The organism is Bradyrhizobium sp. sBnM-33 (assembly GCF_032917945.1).
In the GTDB taxonomy this organism is placed as follows: Bacteria; Pseudomonadota; Alphaproteobacteria; order Rhizobiales; family Xanthobacteraceae; genus Bradyrhizobium.
In genome coordinates this window covers 2,743,832-2,760,100 of sequence record NZ_CP136624.1, presented here as the reverse complement: position 1 = coordinate 2,760,100, position 16,269 = coordinate 2,743,832, and the positions used below count along the sequence as shown (strand labels likewise).

At 59.1% G+C, this 16,269-nt stretch carries 14 protein-coding genes and 5 pseudogenes; 6 read left to right on the top strand and 13 right to left on the bottom strand.

Annotation, left to right across the window (positions count from 1 at the left end; all coding sequences use genetic code 11):
* Positions 1 to 102: 102 nt before the first annotated feature.
* Both RX328_RS12720 and RX328_RS12715 read right to left on the bottom strand, forming a co-directional pair.
* Positions 103 to 385: pseudogene (locus RX328_RS12720) on the bottom strand (transposase); the annotation flags it as partial.
* Positions 386 to 405: 20 nt separating this feature from the next.
* Positions 406 to 771: a hypothetical protein gene (locus RX328_RS12715; protein WP_312018131.1), complete on the bottom strand. Its 366-nt coding sequence runs from the start codon at positions 769 to 771 to the stop codon at positions 406 to 408.
* Between the two features lie 105 nt (positions 772 to 876).
* On the opposite strand from RX328_RS12715, the gene RX328_RS12710 reads away from it, so the two are divergent.
* Both RX328_RS12710 and RX328_RS12705 read left to right on the top strand, forming a co-directional pair.
* On the top strand, positions 877 to 1,941 hold the full coding sequence (locus RX328_RS12710) for an IS630 family transposase (protein ID WP_213256157.1): 1,065 nt from the start codon (positions 877 to 879) through the stop codon (positions 1,939 to 1,941).
* Between the two features lie 331 nt (positions 1,942 to 2,272).
* A complete protein-coding gene (locus tag RX328_RS12705) occupies positions 2,273 to 4,549 on the top strand; it encodes a hypothetical protein (RefSeq protein ID WP_213256173.1) in 2,277 nt (758 codons plus the stop codon).
* Positions 4,550 to 5,023: 474 nt separating this feature from the next.
* Here RX328_RS12705 and RX328_RS12700 read toward each other — a convergent pair whose 3' ends face one another.
* The 9 genes and pseudogenes from RX328_RS12700 to RX328_RS12660 form a co-directional block, all read right to left on the bottom strand.
* Positions 5,024 to 5,464 (bottom strand): hypothetical protein, encoded by a 441-nt coding sequence (locus RX328_RS12700; protein WP_213256155.1) that lies wholly within the window; start codon positions 5,462 to 5,464, stop codon positions 5,024 to 5,026.
* Between the two features lie 477 nt (positions 5,465 to 5,941).
* On the bottom strand, positions 5,942 to 6,223 hold the full coding sequence (locus tag RX328_RS12695) for a DUF3141 domain-containing protein (RefSeq protein ID WP_249727167.1): 282 nt from the start codon (positions 6,221 to 6,223) through the stop codon (positions 5,942 to 5,944).
* 317 nt (positions 6,224 to 6,540) lie between these two features.
* The gene (locus RX328_RS12690; protein WP_190242198.1) at positions 6,541 to 6,750 is read right to left on the bottom strand and encodes a hypothetical protein; all 210 of its coding nucleotides are present in this window, start codon (positions 6,748 to 6,750) and stop codon (positions 6,541 to 6,543) included.
* Between the two features lie 14 nt (positions 6,751 to 6,764).
* Complete coding sequence (locus RX328_RS12685; protein WP_249727166.1) at positions 6,765 to 7,010, bottom strand: hypothetical protein; 246 nt, start codon at positions 7,008 to 7,010, stop codon at positions 6,765 to 6,767.
* 295 nt (positions 7,011 to 7,305) lie between these two features.
* Positions 7,306 to 7,914, bottom strand: a complete 609-nt coding sequence (locus tag RX328_RS43550) for a recombinase family protein (RefSeq protein ID WP_375293252.1) — start codon at positions 7,912 to 7,914, stop codon at positions 7,306 to 7,308.
* Entirely contained in the window at positions 7,911 to 8,120 is a 210-nt protein-coding gene (locus RX328_RS43545; protein WP_375293251.1) for a recombinase family protein, read from the bottom strand. The genes RX328_RS43550 and RX328_RS43545 overlap by 4 nt, the downstream gene beginning before the upstream one ends.
* Before the next feature lie 407 nt (positions 8,121 to 8,527).
* Positions 8,528 to 8,837, bottom strand: a pseudogene (locus tag RX328_RS12670) (HigA family addiction module antitoxin).
* Between the two features lie 31 nt (positions 8,838 to 8,868).
* A pseudogene (locus RX328_RS12665) lies at positions 8,869 to 9,144 on the bottom strand (type II toxin-antitoxin system RelE/ParE family toxin); the annotation flags it as partial.
* A gap of 354 nt (positions 9,145 to 9,498) precedes the next feature.
* Positions 9,499 to 9,726 (bottom strand): DUF3363 domain-containing protein, encoded by a 228-nt coding sequence (locus tag RX328_RS12660; RefSeq protein ID WP_213256153.1) that lies wholly within the window; start codon positions 9,724 to 9,726, stop codon positions 9,499 to 9,501.
* Between the two features lie 23 nt (positions 9,727 to 9,749).
* Between RX328_RS12660 and RX328_RS12655 the strand changes: the two genes are divergently transcribed.
* The 4 genes and pseudogenes from RX328_RS12655 (at position 9,750) to RX328_RS12640 (ending at position 14,085) form a co-directional block, all read left to right on the top strand.
* The gene (locus RX328_RS12655; protein WP_213256151.1) at positions 9,750 to 10,007 is read left to right on the top strand and encodes a hypothetical protein; all 258 of its coding nucleotides are present in this window, start codon (positions 9,750 to 9,752) and stop codon (positions 10,005 to 10,007) included.
* Positions 10,008 to 10,216: 209 nt separating this feature from the next.
* Positions 10,217 to 10,816 carry a nodulation methyltransferase NodS gene (gene nodS / locus RX328_RS12650; protein ID WP_057850273.1) on the top strand — a complete coding sequence of 200 codons (600 nt, stop codon included), beginning with the start codon at positions 10,217 to 10,219 and terminating at the stop codon, positions 10,814 to 10,816.
* A gap of 145 nt (positions 10,817 to 10,961) precedes the next feature.
* Positions 10,962 to 11,244: pseudogene (locus RX328_RS12645) on the top strand (transposase); the annotation flags it as partial.
* A gap of 2,661 nt (positions 11,245 to 13,905) precedes the next feature.
* Positions 13,906 to 14,085, top strand: coding sequence for a hypothetical protein (locus RX328_RS12640; protein WP_213256177.1), 180 nt, complete (start codon positions 13,906 to 13,908; stop codon positions 14,083 to 14,085).
* Positions 14,086 to 14,766: 681 nt separating this feature from the next.
* Here RX328_RS12640 and RX328_RS12635 read toward each other — a convergent pair.
* Positions 14,767 to 15,639, bottom strand: coding sequence for a host specificity protein (locus tag RX328_RS12635; protein WP_213256148.1), 873 nt, complete (start codon positions 15,637 to 15,639; stop codon positions 14,767 to 14,769).
* Positions 15,640 to 15,775: 136 nt separating this feature from the next.
* A pseudogene (locus RX328_RS12630) lies at positions 15,776 to 16,243 on the bottom strand (helix-turn-helix domain-containing protein); the annotation flags it as partial.
* Positions 16,244 to 16,269 lie beyond the last annotated feature (26 nt).

Genomic DNA, 16,269 nt, shown 5'->3' with positions numbered 1-16,269 from the left:
CGGCTGATGCAAGAAACGACTACAATTCAACCTTCACAGAGGCCTCTTACACGAAATATCTGACATTCCCCTTTCAAACGGCCGATGGCCTGTCTTTGTTTTTTTTGCGCCCCGTCCGTGGCGATGGACCTTGACGATCGTGGCGTCGACCATGGCGTATAACATGTCCGGCTCGTCCGAGATCGCGCCGAACAGGCGTCCACACGTCCGCCTTCACCCAGTCGCGGAAACGCGTGTACACGCTATTTCATTGGCCGAAAGCGCGCGGCAAATCGCGCCAGGGACTGCCCGGGCGCGCGATCCATAACACCGCCTCAACAAACAGCCGGTTGTCCTTGCCGCTGCGTCCGGGATCGCCCGGTTTGCCGAGACACAGCGGTTCCATCTTCGTCCATTGGGCGTCAGTCAAAAACGAATCGTTCCACCCGAAGCTTGAATCACAACCGAGCCCCGATGAGTATTCCAACAGGCCCAGCGCCTGGATTTGGGACTTTTCATCCACACGGCGCCGAGACGTAGGCTCGCCAGATGCCTTGCACCGTCGACACCGACAGGCCGTTGGCGTTCGCCATGTCGCGCGAACTCCAATGGGTGGCGTTCTCGGGGGCATTTCTCCAGCGTCCGCACGACCACCGCTTCGATGCGAGCGTCGTCACTCGTGCGCGGCGCCCCGGAACGCGGCTCGTCGTGCAGCCCGGCCACGCGCCGCTTCACAAAACGACGCTGCCATTTGCCTACCGTCTGCGTGTCCAGGCCCAACTTGGCCGCCACTTCCTCGTTCTCACCGCTCTCCGCGCAGGTCAGCACAATCCGAGCTCTCAGAGCCAGCGCTAGTACCCACTTTTCATAGAGCGTGAGTCGTGATTCAACATCGGGATGATACCCGAAGCAAGAGAAGTCCAGCTTTCGAAGAAAGATCGCAAGGTGCTTGAGGCATGTTGCCGCTCACCGGTGACATTGCAGCGCGATTTAAAGCGGGCTCGGATCGTTCTGTTGGCGGCGGCCGGGCGCAGCACCCGGTCGATCGCCAAGGAGGTTGGGGTCCAGCCGCGGATTGTCAGCCTTTGGCGGCATCGCTATGCCGATCATGGCCTTGAAGGGCTGCAAGACAAGCCGCGGCCAGGCAAGCAGCCGATCTATACGAAGGCCACCGATAAGCGGATTCTGAAGCTGCTGGATAAGCCGCCGCCGGAAGGGTTCGCACGCTGGACCGGGCCGCTGCTGGCCGGGGCGCTGGGCGACGTTGACGTCCAATATGTCTGGCGGTTCCTGCGCAACCACAAGATCGACCTTGTGGTTCGCAAATCCTGGTGCGAGAGCAACGATCCGAACTTTACCGCCAAAGCCGCCGATGTCGTTGGCCTCTACATCGCCCCGCCCGAGAAGGCCATTGTGCTATGCGTGGACGAGAAGCCTTCGATCCAGGCTTTGGAGCGAGCGCAGGGCTATCTGAAGTTACCCAATGGCCGCGCCTTGACAGGCCAGAGCCACGATTACAAGCGGCATGGCACGACTACGCTGTTTGCGGCGCTTGAAGTCGCCACCGGAAAGATCATCGCGACTCATTCGAAGCGCCGTCGCCGCGTCGAGTTTCTCGACTTCATGAACAGCGTCACCGCGGCTTTTCCGAAACGCCAGCTTCACGTCATCCTCGACAACCTCAACACCCACAAGAAGAACGAGCACTGGCTCAAGGCCCATCCCAATGTGCAATTTCATTTCACGCCGACAAGCGCGTCCTGGCTCAATCAGGTCGAGGTATGGTTCTCGATCCTGCAGGGACAGTCGCTCAGCGGCGCTTCCTTCACAAGCCTTAGGCAGCTCCAGGAGCACATCGATGCCTACATCGACGCATACAACGAAAGGGCTGAGCCCTTCGCCTGGACCAAGAAAAAGGTCCGTCAACGCAGGTTCGAAGGCCGCCGTATCACTCAGCTATGATTCCGGGTACTAGCGCCTTCTTTCGCCGCATTGTCAGCGACTTCAGTTCGGCACGCTCGTCATCGCTCTATATCAGGGGCGCAAGTTGCTGGACCGCGATCAGATCCGCCGTCGCTGTTGCCAGCACGCCATCTTTGGCACAGCGACGCGAAGCTACGATTGCGAACTTGTGACTCGGGACACTAGCACCACGGCATCTTCCATGGAATTGGAGCCACGGTGATTCGGATTTTCTTTGTGCATCCGTGAGAATGCTCTTCGTCAGCTAATTGTCAGCCGGGCCTTCTATCTAGACAGGCTGCGCATTCTCGCCTGTATCGGAGATTGGAATATGACGGGCATTGGCCGACCTGGCAAATCGCACGTTGGGGTTGCTGGAGCCGACAGCACGTGGGGATTGAGCAGTTCGCGCTCGGAGTCTAGTCTTGCCCCTAGGGAAGGCAGCCAACGGTTCGCTTCCGTCGTGGAGCGGATGCGCTCTGGGCCTCAAGATAGAACGGCGCCGGTCGCCAGCCAGCCGCGAACTTCGGGTATGGCAGTTCCCATTTCCTCGACAGGCGACGAGATCAAGGCAACAAAGCGACAAATGGACCGCCTGGTTGAGGAACTTGACGCTTGCCGTAATGCAGCCATGCAAGCGCAGAACTCGTCGGAGGCGCAAGAGCTGATCGACCAGCTCGTCAAGGCAAGCTCAAAAGTTCTGGACTACCGCGCAAGCCTGCCCCCGCATGTAGCGCGTAGCATTCTGTCCGATGATCAGGCTCGCGGACTCCGCGACGAGGCGCTCCATGCGGCGGACCAATGCAACACACTGGCCACCCCGACTATCTACGCCTTGGAGCAGAGCAGGAAGAGTGCGGCCACCGTGCTCGACCGGATGCTCCGATCCAACGCTCCCCCCGACCAGCTGAGCCGAGCGGTTTCCAGTGTGGCGAACCGCTATGCGGCCTGCATGGAGTGGTGGGGAAAGAAGGCATTGCGCTCGGAACGGATGCAGTCCGTCTGCGCCGCCACTGCCAAATTACCAAGTACAACGGCCGAGATGCGGCAGGCCGAAGAGGCCGCACTGCGGCTACACACCGGCTGGGCACTTAATATGAAGTGCATGCATCTGCAATCGCGGGTCGCTCTCGCGCAGGTCATGATTGAGCCGCAGGCGAGCACGTTCGAACCAGCCATGAGGGAAATCCTCATGGGTGAGAACGGGCGGGTGCGTCTGTTGGGAACATTCATCGAGGACGTTTTTCCGGCATTCCGCTCGACGGCCGACGCTGTTCTAAACAGTAAAGGACGCGCGCTCGACGCAGAGCACTGCGCCGTTCTGGAAGGAGTCATGGAGCGGCTTTCGGAATTTGCGTTGGCGTTGCACGACATCATTGCCAAGCTAGGCGATGTCGGAACAGGTGCCGACCTCCCATTGGAACTGTTGGGCCAGATCGTGGAAGGCACGTGGGTCACTGCGCATGAGGTCATGCGCCTCCTGTCACTGCAGCCGAAGACGCCAGCCATCATTGCACCGCCGGCCGACGCTGGGGCTGCGATACCGGCCAACACTACCGGCAGGGATGTAGTGGCCGAAGGCACTACAGCGCGGAGGAAGGGGAAAGGCAAGCGCGCGCCGGCCGCTGGCGCTGGGAGTTCGGCGGCCGGGCGGACGCAGCCTCAGGTCGCTACGGCCGACAACGCCACAGTGCCAGCAGCCAAGGTTCTCGTGCTCTCGGATCTAGGTACGAAGAGCCTCGTGAGCGCGGAGGAGGCGCATGCGAGGGCGTCATCGTCGGCGACGGCACGCTTGGCGATCTGGCAGGCCCCGCCGTCGATCGAGGCACTGACGCAACTCCTCAAGCGGTTGGACGAACTTTTGCAATTCGATCTGTCTGGTCACCAAAGGGCCGTCTCGCAAGCGCGCCAGATGAAACCCGAGGACGCCGACCACGTCGTGGACACCGTAGTTGAGCGCTTGCAGACGCAGGCCGCCGAGATGCAGGCCTGTGTGGCCGCGTTGGAGGAGCCTCGCCGAAGCGGCCTACTCACGCCTGCGCAAGTGCCCGAAGTGCACGACAAGACAGTCCGGCTCAAGATGATGTTGTCCCAGGCGCAGGGGCTGGCCAAGGCTTTGAACGAGCGAAAGGCCACGACCAGGATCGATTGCATGAAAACCTACGCCTTTCCGTCGCAGAAGTACCTTGAACACTTGCGGGCGGCCGAGGAGTTGGCGCCTGCGGATCTACCGCGCGCGTTAAAGGGCGAGCCAGGGACGCTGTTCGAGATCAAGCTGCAACCCAAGGCGCTGCGCAATGGTGCAATGCCGAGTCCGATGTGGGTGCACATCCATACGAAGCGGCCGGTACTTGCGCGGCAATTGGCGACGCTGGATGACGTGGACTTCGCCGCTTGCCACGTCAAGTCCAATGAACAGCGCGGCTACAATCGGCAGTGGCAGAACGCCCGGGCTGCGACGGGTCACGAGAGCGTCGTGGTCCACCGCGGCAAGCTTACGCCTGCGTTCTGTAAGTCCTTGTTGAGCACAGTGCTTGGCGGCCACCCACGCTATCCGCTTGCCGAGGCGGAGCACCGGTCGACGCAGGCCGCTCGACACGGGATGTAGTCGGGGGCGTCTCGCGGTAGAGTGCCGATTGTGGTGACACCATCAGCCAGACCTCCGAAATCCGGAGCCAGCAGGCTGTGATCAGATCATGGGTCTTCAGCAGGCCGGTAGACTGAAAGCTTCCGCTTCGGTTTATAACGCTCGTACCATGCGGCAATCAGCGCACTCGTATCGATGCAGTAAATCTTCTTGGCCATTCCGGTTTAGGGCGCCATGCCAAAGGCCGCCTTTTTCCATTGGAGCAACGGTCGTAACCTTCATATTTAAGAGATCCGCGACATCGCGCAGTGTGAAATATCGATCGTGATAGCCCTGGAAATAAGCTGGGTAAACGTGCGACCGAGCTGACTCAGCACCACGTAATGATACTTGGGGCCGCCTTCGGACGGTTCTTTCTGTTCGTCAAGCTGGGCGTAGATCTTCTGGAAATCAGCGCGCTTGCTGTCATAGAAGGCCTGGTGGTGCGACCGAGCGTCAGCAGCCGCCGCAGCACGGCTTCCTGGCCGACGCCAAAGCGCTGGGCCAACGCTTCAGCGTCTCCGAATTCCGCTTAATAGCCGTTCGCAACATTGGCGTGAGCGGGGCCATTCCCCGCCGCAGGTGTACCATATCCTCGGTAATCCCCGGGCTCAGGAACTGCGCCATGATTTCGTCCAGCGCCTCCTCGTCTTGTTGCACGCCGGGAGGCAGCCACAGGGCCGCGGCGCGAATCCCTCCCGTGACGTACGCTGTGCCATGCTCGAATGCTCGTCCGCCACAGGCGTTGATGAACTGAGGCATGCTCTGAAGATATCGCCTTGCGTCAGGCCAACTCCACCGCATCAACGAATCGGCGGCAAAGCCGAGCACAATTGTCCAGACGGTGCTTGTGCGATTGTTTGCGTTCGCAGATTTGATGTCCGACTCCGCTGGCATAATGTGATTTCCGGGTCTCAATCTAGGCGTCACAGTTACAAGGGTGCAGGACAAATGGCTCTGAACGAGAGCAGAGAAAGGATACACCGACAGAGGCTTTCGTCGGATGCATCGGGCGTCCAGGTTAGCAAATGTCGCACGTTGAGGTCGCAGATGACTAACGATCTTTCACACGATCTTATAACGGATCACCTCGTCCCCCCATTGAGCTGTTCTGGTAAGGTCGGACATTCAAAGCACGTGCCAACTGCGAAGCCGCATATACTATTGCCCTCAGTCGGATGGTGCCATCGTTCGAAGCGGACGGCGCGCCTCATCTTCTCGCCCGCGATGCCGACACCATGATCTCCGTCGTAACTCGGTCCATTCATCCAATGGATGAAGTCGACGTATTAACTTACCGGCTTTCCTCTTCGTCTCTGAACTTTCGGAGCGCGTCGAGAAAGAAACACAACCAAAGGAATCGATAAAGTTGTGTCATTCTCGGTGCGGCCAATGCTTGCTTGGCCCCAGATATTGTCTCCGGTCGGCCGCTGGGGTGGTGTGATAGATCTGTGCCTGAAGTTGAGATGTGCGGTCGACGGCGCCGAAAGGAAACTCGTCTTTATAGTTGTCGTTAAATGCACGGATGTCCTTGAAGCTGCGTCTGACCAGTTCAACACTGAAACACTTTCGTCCATCATGTTCCTGAATGTCCTTGACGCACATTTCGTAGAGCCCGGGCATCAACGCTTCGATCGCCTCCAGAGTGCGGGTCAAGCGCAGCTGCGAAGCCCACGATGCATCGCGTGTCTTGTGCGAAATCTCCGTGCCCCAATTCTAGCGGATCATGGAAAGCGAGTTCCGCGATTGACAGCCCAGACGCTTGCCCCCCGAATGCACGTGTCAAACCAGTTGGTGCAAAAAAAAGAGTTTTGAGAGGTCGTAATTCAACGACTTGCGAGAGCGTTATGCCGTCGCTTCACATTTGCAACAAATGCGCGCAAGTACTGCGAGATGCACGCGTAGCTCAGCTGGATAGAGCGCGACCCTCCAAGGTGGAGGCCACCCGTGCGAATCGCGTCGGCTGCGCCATTTCAGTACAGAACCGCGAACGCCGAGAGCCGCCGATTTTTCGCTTGAGGCGGCGACCAGGGTCGCAGCAGTTCTGACTTCGATCCCATGATGCGGACTTCTTTTTCCGCCACCTCAATGCGCTGAGCGAGCGCGCGCAGGTGATCGCGGCGATAGCCGCCGTCGCGAAGCCGGAGCCGCTCACGGGCCACGTCTGCGAACGTCTTGACCATATCGGGCTGACAGCCTAATTGCCGACGCTGTCGAGCGCGGCCTGGGCGCGCTCGGCGTCAGCCGTGGCCTGATCCCGAATCGCGTTGAGGCCCGCGATGCCCTCTTTCAGACCTGGGGCGTCCAGTACGGCTACGCCCGGTTCGATCGCGTCGTAGAGCCGGTTGAGCCGCTGGTCGGTTTCAGTGATCCGCTTGTTGAGCTCGGCGATGTGTTCGGCGGCGCGCTGAGCGCTCCTGGCGACGGTCAAGGACGCTGGCAAGCACTTCCTCCAGCCGGTCGGGATGGAGCAGACGGCTCTCAAGGTGACCGGCGACAAGATCGTCGAGCTTGTCCATGGGAATCGAACGGCCCTTGCATCCGGTCTCCCCCTGCCGGGCCTTGGTCGAGCAGGTGTACTAGCGATACATGCCGCCTGCGCTGCCCTTGCCGCTCCGCAGCGTCATCGCTCCCCCGCACTTGGCGCAAAAGCAAATGCCGGTAAGGAGGGTGGGACCGCTGGTGACGCGGGTCGGCGTCACCATGGGGTGACGAGATTTCAGACCGGCCTGCACCGGTCACGACCTCGCTCTCGGGTTTGCGCTACCGTCCTTGTGCGAGCGCTTGTTGAACTTGTGCTCGCCGATATAGGTCGTGCGGGTCAGGATGCTGTGGATTTGAGCCAAACCCCAGCGCCCGCCATCGCGGGTGAAGGTGCGGCGTTCATTGAGATAGTAGGTAATGGACTTCACGCCCATCGGGCCGGATACGCCGTCCCCCTCCAGAAACAGACGATAGATCATTCGCACCGTGTCGGCGTGCAGTCGGTCGATCTCCAGTTTCTTCTTGGTCTTGGCGCCACGCTGCTCGGCCGCGACGATGCGATAGCCGATTGGCGGTAGGGCGCCATTCCAGAAGCCCCGCCGTGCATTCTCGCTCATCGCGCGCAGCACGTGCTTGGCGTTCTCCTTGGATTGATATTTATCGAACAGCGCCATGATCTGGCGCATCATGACGTGCATCAGGTCATCGCCCATCTCCTGCGTGATGGAGACGAGCTTGACGCCGTTCGTCGCCAGCTTGCGGACGTAGAACTCAAGCTCGAAATGGTCGCGGAGGAAACGGCTGAACGAATGAACCACGACGATGTCGAAGGGTGCGGGCTTGCATGTGCCCGCCTCGATCATGCGCTGAAACTCAGGGCGGCGGTCGTTGGTCGCGGAGGCTCCGGCTCCACGTAGGTCTCGACGATCGCATAGCCGCGCGCCGAGCAATAAGCCTCACCTTGCCGCTTCTGATCAGGAATGGAGACATCATGCTCGGCCTCCCGCGCCTTCGAGACGCGCAGATAGAGGGCGGCGCGCGCCCCTTTCGAACATTGGGGCACGGTCATGGCGGGCGTCTCCTTGTCAGATCATCGGCATGGCCCGAACAGTCGTCGAAGAGATCGGCGAACCACGCCTCGAATACGTCCACCTCGGTGTCCGTGACCGCGACGCGGTCGAGCCAATCGATTGTGACGGTCCAGTCAGCAAGATCATGCTTTGGCGGCCTGCCGGCACGCGGCCACGGCTCGATGCTGGCATAGTCGAAAAGATCATCCGGCAGGATGCCGGGATGCGACGGTCTTTGCTGGGTTTGGCGCGCGCTCGGGACATCCCGCCAGGATCGCGCGATCTGTCGAAAGCAAGAAGTAGCGTAATTTTACGCCACGATACGCTAAGCTGCGCGATAAGCCGCGCAGCTTGAAAATACTTGCGTGGCGCGGGACCAGAGCTATTCATCGCAATTCATCGTCGACTACGCGGCGCGTTTCAGCGGACGAGCGCGTTCGATCCGCTGACGCTCCTTGGGGCTGTTCATCGCTTCCCAGAGATCGCTGCGCCGCTGCACGTTGAGCCAGAAGTCCGGGCTGTTGCCGAACACGCGGGCGAGGATCAGCGCGGTCGCCGCCGTCACGTTCCTGCGGTTGTTGCACAACTCGTTGACGTGCTTGCGCTGAACGCCCATCGCCTCGGCAAGCGCGCCCTGGGTCAAGCCCATCGGCTCCATGAACTCCTCGGTCAGTATCTCGGCGACCGGTGGCCGGCTTGCGCTTTGTCGTCAGCATGGTTTGCCTCGCTCTCATCGGTAGCAGTGATCAGATAGACGCCCGCCGCTTCGCCTCGCTTGCCGTCCCAGCGGAAGATCAACCGCCATTGCTGGTTGACGCGGATCGAATGGAACCCTGCCAGATTGCCGCGCAGCTTCTCGAAGTGATTGCTGGGCGGCACGCGTAAGTCCTGATCGGTCGTCGCATCGTCGATCATCTGAAGCTTGCGGCATAACCGGGCTTCATGATCGGGCGGGACGTTCCGCGAGCGGACATCATCCACAAAGAAGGCGCGTAGCCATTCATCCCGAAAGCCAACGATCATTCCAAGGCCCCAACATAGAGCCTATGTACCACCCTATGGGTCATATTATAAGCCGCAACCTACCACTGCGAACCCCTTCCACCTCGGGCATTGGAGCGCTCGCGCCCTCAATTAGCCTTACTTGCTTGGAGAGCCCAAGCCGGGGCGGCGACGGCTGGTCCAGGCCGTCAGCCGCGAAGAGGAGGCGCGACAGCGGCCCTTGAAGAGTCGTCGTTGATCCGGCCCACTCGCGCCAAGCACGCAAGGCTTTCCGCTGCTTCACAAGCCTAACGTGTTTGCGTCCGAAGCTCCACTCGATGCCGCCGCTATCGCGCATCACACCGCTGATGCTGGCCTGCGCTTGTCGAGCACAGGCTACTGCCAGGGGACGAACTGGAAGCCGAGGCCGTCGTCGATCATGGCAAAGCGCCCGCTGGCGAGCGTGGCGATGCCCGCAAGCTTGTCGGCGACGAACTCACCCGGCTTGCTCGGTGTGTAACTGACGCGATCATCGGAGGAGCCGCCGCTGGCCTTCATCAAACAGTGGCATCGGCTTGAACGTTCGCCGCGAGCAGTGTTCGAGCGCGTCCAGCTCTGCGTCATGACGTGAGCTTTCGAGGCATTCGATGTCCGGCGAGGATCTTCGCCGGACCAACGTCGTGGGGGCCGTTCAGCATGTGCTGCTACGTCAAGGCGGCCGGATCATCATGCGCTTAACGCCAATGCGTTCTTCGCGGACCATTACCGGACTGGATATGTTCCATCCAAACAATAGATTTTACCAATTTTGCCGCAATCCCCATAGTCAGACGCTGGCTAACTCAAGCATCAATCAGGAAAATGCGTGTGAAATGACTGTTGGTTTCAACACAGTTGCTGGATGATAGGCAAGCGCGAACGGATGATTGCCCAGCTGCGTCCTGGTGTGCGCCGTACTGGATTGAGCATGAGGTCTGCGAAAGCTGGACTGGAGGCTCTTCAATGGTCGGTAGACCCGCGGAGGCGGAGCTTTCCCGTAGTTCGTCGAGGCTGGTCTCGTTTGACAGCATCCGCACGGGCACCCGATCGTGCATTCTCAGTAGGTAGGTGACTCATGAGTTCGGACAGCAAGCATCAATCGCTAGAGCAGGAACTAGCCGCCGACGATCCGTGGAGGCTCGACGGTAATCCATTCGAACGCGAGCGTCACTCGCAAATGCTCCGGCTATCGCTTTCGCAAGGCGTGATTTCGCACGCCCTCGAGGTCGGGTGCGCGGCCGGCGCATTTACGGAAATACTAGCACCTCATTGCAAACGGCTCACAGTCATCGACGTTATGCCGCAAGCGATTCGTCGAGCTAGCCTGCGGACGAAACGGTGGTCGCACATAACCTGGATGGCTTCGGACGTTCAGCAGTTTTCGACCGCCGAGCGGTTTGATTTGATCGTACTGGCCGAAGTCCTCTACTACCTTGGAGGCGTGGCCGAGATGCGCGCGACTATCCGCAAGTTGGTGCAGATGCTGGCGCCAGATGGACAGCTGGTTTTTGGGTCAGCCCGAGATACCAACTGCAGGCGTTGGGGCCATGCCGCTGGAGCTGAGACTTGCATGCTCATGTTGAAGGAATCTTTGGTCGAAGTGGAGCGAGTGAGTTGCCAAGGTCAGTCGGCTAACGAAGACTGCTTGATCTCCTGCTTTCGGAAGCCGAATTGATGCCGGCTCAAGAGGGTGCCAGAAAGAATGTGTAAGCAGGCTTCTGTGAGTTTACCTTACCGAGGAGACTCACATGACGACCGAGACGACGTTTACACCTGAACTACTGGAACAACTGCTTGCTAACTATGAGACGCCTGAAGACCTCACAGGTACGGACGGGCTTTTCAAGCAGCTGAAGAAGGCGCTGATTGAGCGGGCGCTTGGTGCGGAGCTGAGCGATCATCTTGGCTACGAGAAGGGGACCGGGCCGGCCGCGGCAGCGGCAATAGCCGTAACGGGACCAGCGCGAAGACGATCCTGACCGAGGACGGCGAGATCGACATAGCTTTGCCACGCGACCGGGCCGGCAGGTTCGAGCCGCTATTGATCGCCAAGGGCCAGACCCGTTCGACGGCTTCGACGACAAAATCCTGAGCCTCTACGCGCGCGTTAGCTTGCGCAAGATCATTAAGACCCGCGGCAGTTTCCCAACGACGACGACGCGTTGAAGCTGCTTTATCTCGCACAAGAACGCCGGATAGGTGGCGGCGAGGTGTCGAGTGGACTGCCGCCATGGGCCAGTTCGCCATTCACTTCGGCTCGCGTTTTCCGGGATCAGCGCGATGACCAAAATGTCCGCCTTATCCGGCGGACCGAGTTTGGCCGATCAGCAAGCTCTGAAAAGGCGGGCCTGCGGGCCCCGCCTGCGACGGCTGCGGCTTTGACAGAGCTTGCTGCCCGGCCACTGTTTAGCCACCATAGGATCAAATGACAATGTCCGGCTAATGCCAGAAACGACTGCAATCCAGCTTCACAGAGGCCCCTTACACAAATATCTGACATTCCCTGCGCGCCCTTGTTCCTGCTTCCTTAAGCCCTTGAACGAGCTGCTCTCCGCCCATCATTCTCCCTGGTTACTTCGAAGCGGCGGTGCGCGATCAGATATCAACCAGCTCCGTCTCAAGCTCAGACCGCCACGAGGCGTGGCTGATCTATGCATGAATCCCTAAGACGATCCGCCCTGTGGATTCCTGCCACCCTTCTTACCGACACCGGCGTAAGAACATATGTATCCTCAATCGTGTAGTCAGCGCCCGCGAGGCAGCCACGCGCTAGCTCATTGACCGTATGCCGGATTGAGCTTGTGTCACGGTACTCAGTGTTGAGGCACGCTGCGATGAGTATACTCTCTGCTTTGAGAGGCGCTACCCTGCTCAGGCGCGCCTCATTGATGCAGTGCAACGGCATCGGCTGACCTCCGGTGCCGTCCAGAGGCTCGAACCCGTTTCCCCGTTCTTGCAAGTTGAAACTATGACAGGAGCGCATCTCATGTGGCGCGATCTGCTGTTTTCAGGCGGTCGACTACTGCGGGTTCTACTCGATCGTATCTCCTGAGGCTGCGGGTCGAGTTTGTGTGCGCCACCCAACCACTTCTTGGTGCGGTCCGACATGCTTCTCATTTTTGGCTCGAAAGCGATCTGGTTCACCTTCCACAATAGACGTTGCGATTTGCACACACCGAGCCCGCCGCCTCAGATGAAGCAAAAGCAGTACGCCGCCAAAAAGGCTCGTCATTATTATAACGGCCGTCATCACAAGGCACGCCACACAGCACAATGCGGCTATATCCAAGGCCGATCGCAACCAGAACGGCACCCAATCCAGACGTGCCGTGTCCTCCGTAGGGCCAGACATGCTCGCTATAACCCGCTGCTCTTCTCGATGCGTGATAAGGCTCATCGTTCACCGCCTATTGACGGATCGGCACCCTAAGGATGCGAGCTGACGCCAAGCTGACGAGTTTCCCCACGGCAACGATATCGTCTGGCGGGAGTCCCAGCCCTTGTTGATCAGCCGAAGGGATCTGAAAACTCCCCGAACAAACATCAACAAGCATCTTAGATGTATTGAAGGGAGTTGTTCGTCTATCGCAGCTGTCGTTCCTACCGGAATAGATGCGGCGGCGCCCCTGTTGGGGCCCTCAAATCGTTGTAGATACGGGTCTCATGATAGCCCCCCAATCTGTGCAAGCAACATTGCCGTTTCAGATGGATCAAGCCCGACGACGCCTACGAAGCTAGCCGGTGGCATTGGAATGTCCCGACGAGTCGGCTTCCAGAGATGCAGGCAATACCGGCTGTTATTCACGTATTGCGAATGAGGAGGATGCAGCTGCATCACGCACTCCTCTTCATCCCAAAACAGGTCTTTGACGAAGCACATCTCTTTCCAGTTCGGACAACGTCGCGGCGTAGAGACGGAGACATGCTCCCAACCTGGGCGAACAAGTCCGATTATCCTGAGCTTGCAGCCACAAGGCCCCTGGACAAAAAAGAGGCCGCAAGGACCTGACTCCGGCGCGCTGGCGAATTGGCCATATCGTACGCGGCCAGCCTCGAGCTTTTCTAGAACTTGTGCTCTCACGTCACCTCCTTTGCCTCGCTTGATTTCGAACAAACTGCTGAGCAAACCGTAGTGTAGATCATCTCTCTTCTTCCGCTTCCAATGCCGGCAAGCACATGCAACCGGGCGCTCGCTTCTCCTTGAACCGGTAAAGAACCTCCATCGAGAGGCCGGTACAAACTTTCGCTATCTCCTTCACCTTTACTGAGAAGAACGCGTACTTTTCCTCACGGATATGGTCACAATGGTGCTTTTCAGCTTGCGAGTTTGGTTCAGAGCACCAGATTTTCCTTTTTCACCTCACCACATCAACGCACCGCGGGAAACAGCTGCTCTTCCAGTTCAGTCACGGCCGGCCGACGGAATGAGCTCCCTTGAATGCCGGGATCATAAGGCGACCGTTTCCAAGCTTGATCCCGCCGTCGAAGGCGCAGCGGTGCCCGTCGAACCTGGTGAACGGTCTCGGCAAGTGGCCGGACGAGCCAGGCTTCCCCCAAGCCTCAGTCGCAATCGCTCGTGATGTTCTTCGAGCCGACGAGCTCGCTGCTTACACTTACCAAGCGCTAAACAGCTGGTGAAGTGATCCAGCGAGCGGCCGCGCCAACGCACAGTCGGGTCGGCTGTAACATGTAACGGCAATTGACGGCCAACCCTTGCGCTTCCGCAGGATGCTCACCTCAGACCCTTTATCGACGAACAGACCAATGTTCAAATTGCCCTTTGATACAGTTCTAAATGCTACTCGTGATGAGATCGCAGTGCGCATCATTGAAACACTGCGCAAGCTTGGTTTGGCGCTGCGCTCACTCGCGCCGTCTTCCAACATACTCAAGGACTGCTGCAACGATACTGAATTGGGAGCGATCGAAGCAGCCCTTGACTGAGGATAAGCGGTCCACTGAACAAGAATGTGCAGGCAGAGCATCGCGAAATGGCGTCCGAGCGAGCACTAAGATCAGCAATTGAGGGCAAGACATTTCGCTATCCGTGAATGACGTCTGGATGAGGCGCGGAAAGCGGAGCTGCGAGCAGCTGAGCCCCTCCTCGGCTCGACAACCAAGTGTCCAGACAATTGGCGGTATTGATCCACGAACAGCGCGATCTGGTTTGCATCACGCGCGGGTGTTTTTCATCGATCTAGACCCAGACTGGTTTCATCGCTTGCTCCTCCCCTAGCGCGCCGGATTAATGTCGTTGAAGCCGCAGATCGCAGTCGGCAGCGACATTCGGCTTGGCCGTTGGTGGTCATGAGGAGGCACACCTCAATTGATCGTCCGGCGAAGCGCCCTGCAAGAGTCGCGCAACATCGATGGTGGAGCGTTCAAATCCCAGAGAGTTGCCAATGAGGCAAAAAGTAGCTCAGAGCGGCTGACTAGGGCTTCCAAAGAAGCTGCTCTGCCGCCAAATTCGAGAACCGCCGCCGCTTCCAATTTATTCCGCTCGCGCGCCGCATCGAGAGCACACCCGCGCGTGGCGGGCGCTCCCGTTGCAGCGCCCCTTCCCGGTGCATGCCGCTACGAGAAATCGGCCACTTTCAGGCCAAGCCGCACCCGGCGCGACTTCTGCTAGCCAGTCCCCGGGCCTAAATTGAGCCGGTCGAAGTACCAAGAAGGATCGTCCCCCGACGAATCCGTTTCGATGTATTCTTCGCCCGAATATTTCTCGACACTTCCTTCGTTTTCGTCATCACTACTCTCAACCTTGGAGAGATATAGCCGAGGCTTGTCCGCCCGCTGCCATTTTCCCTCATCGTTCAGCGTCCACTTGTCGGGATGCTGCCTAGGGTCAAGCACATATTCATTGTCATCTTCATTGTCCCCTACGTGAACAAAACCCATCTGCTCTAGACGGGGCTTCACCTCATCCGTGGCAGGACGCGACATGACCAACGCCCGCTTGCCGTCAAGCCGAAGTTGATGTTCCAGCAGAACATCGCCTGCGTTCTCGACGAGCGGATGAGTAACCCGGAGACCGACAACGGACGAGACGTGTTTTCGCCCAGGAAAGTGCCGCTCCCACGCCTCCCCTCCCATGCGACGTCGACCTTCGGTCTTTAGAAGCCCGACACTCTTGTCACCCAATTGATAGCTGAAATATCGCGCATGGTCCGAATCCTCTACGGTGGATCCGGCTCTGGCGACCATCGCTGTGCGCTCAGCCTTTTCGGAAACAAAATCCGAGTATTCTTGCGGATTATCGGCTATGTGCTTGATGTCCTTACCGTAAAAATTTCTCAGTTCTTCCCTGAATGACTCCCTGTCAATCTCATCGATGGGAGGTTCGGAAATGAGGGAGTACGGCCGTGTCGCCCCCGAGGACGAACCAGGCGCCGTAAGCGTTTCCGTAAACCTACGGCCATCTGCTGATAGCTCCGATTCATCGGCCTGGCTCACACTTGGAACTTGGCTGGAAGAACCAGTGATTCTGCTACTATACATGCGGTTCGCTCTCCCTATCGCAACGTACTGGCCTACTCGAAGACCTGTGGACAATGATAGGCGCCCGAGCTGACAATAAGCTGACGCACAGAGGGGGCGCATCACCCTAGCCCCAATTGCGCACCATCGTTCGCGCGACATGGGGAATGCACCACATGTCCCTGCGCCATGGCTTGAGGTCGTTCTCGGCCAGCCGGCGACGCACGGTCTCGCCCGACAGGCTGTCGTGATCGGTGAGCTTGACCATCGTGTCGGCCAGCAGCGTCAGCGTCCAGCGTTTGCGGCCGGTGGGCGGCTTGGCGCATGCGGTCGCGACCAGCAGGGCCTCTTCCTTGCCCGTCAGCTTGCGTTCCGCGCCCGGACGCGGCTCCTCGCTCAAGGCCCGCTCCAGATTGCCTTCCACGAAGCGGCGCTTGGTCCGGCCGACGGTGGAGAGGCTGACACTCACGGTCCGGGCAATCTCCTCGTCGCGGCGGCCCCGATCGGCCGCCAGCAAAATCTGCGCCCGCTTGAGCTTGCGGGCGGCGTGTTTGCCGCCGCCGAGCATCGCCGTCAGTTCATCGCGCTCGGCTTGGCTCAATTCGACCCGATAACGTACATTCATGCTTTGCCTCCTTGTCGGAGGCCGGG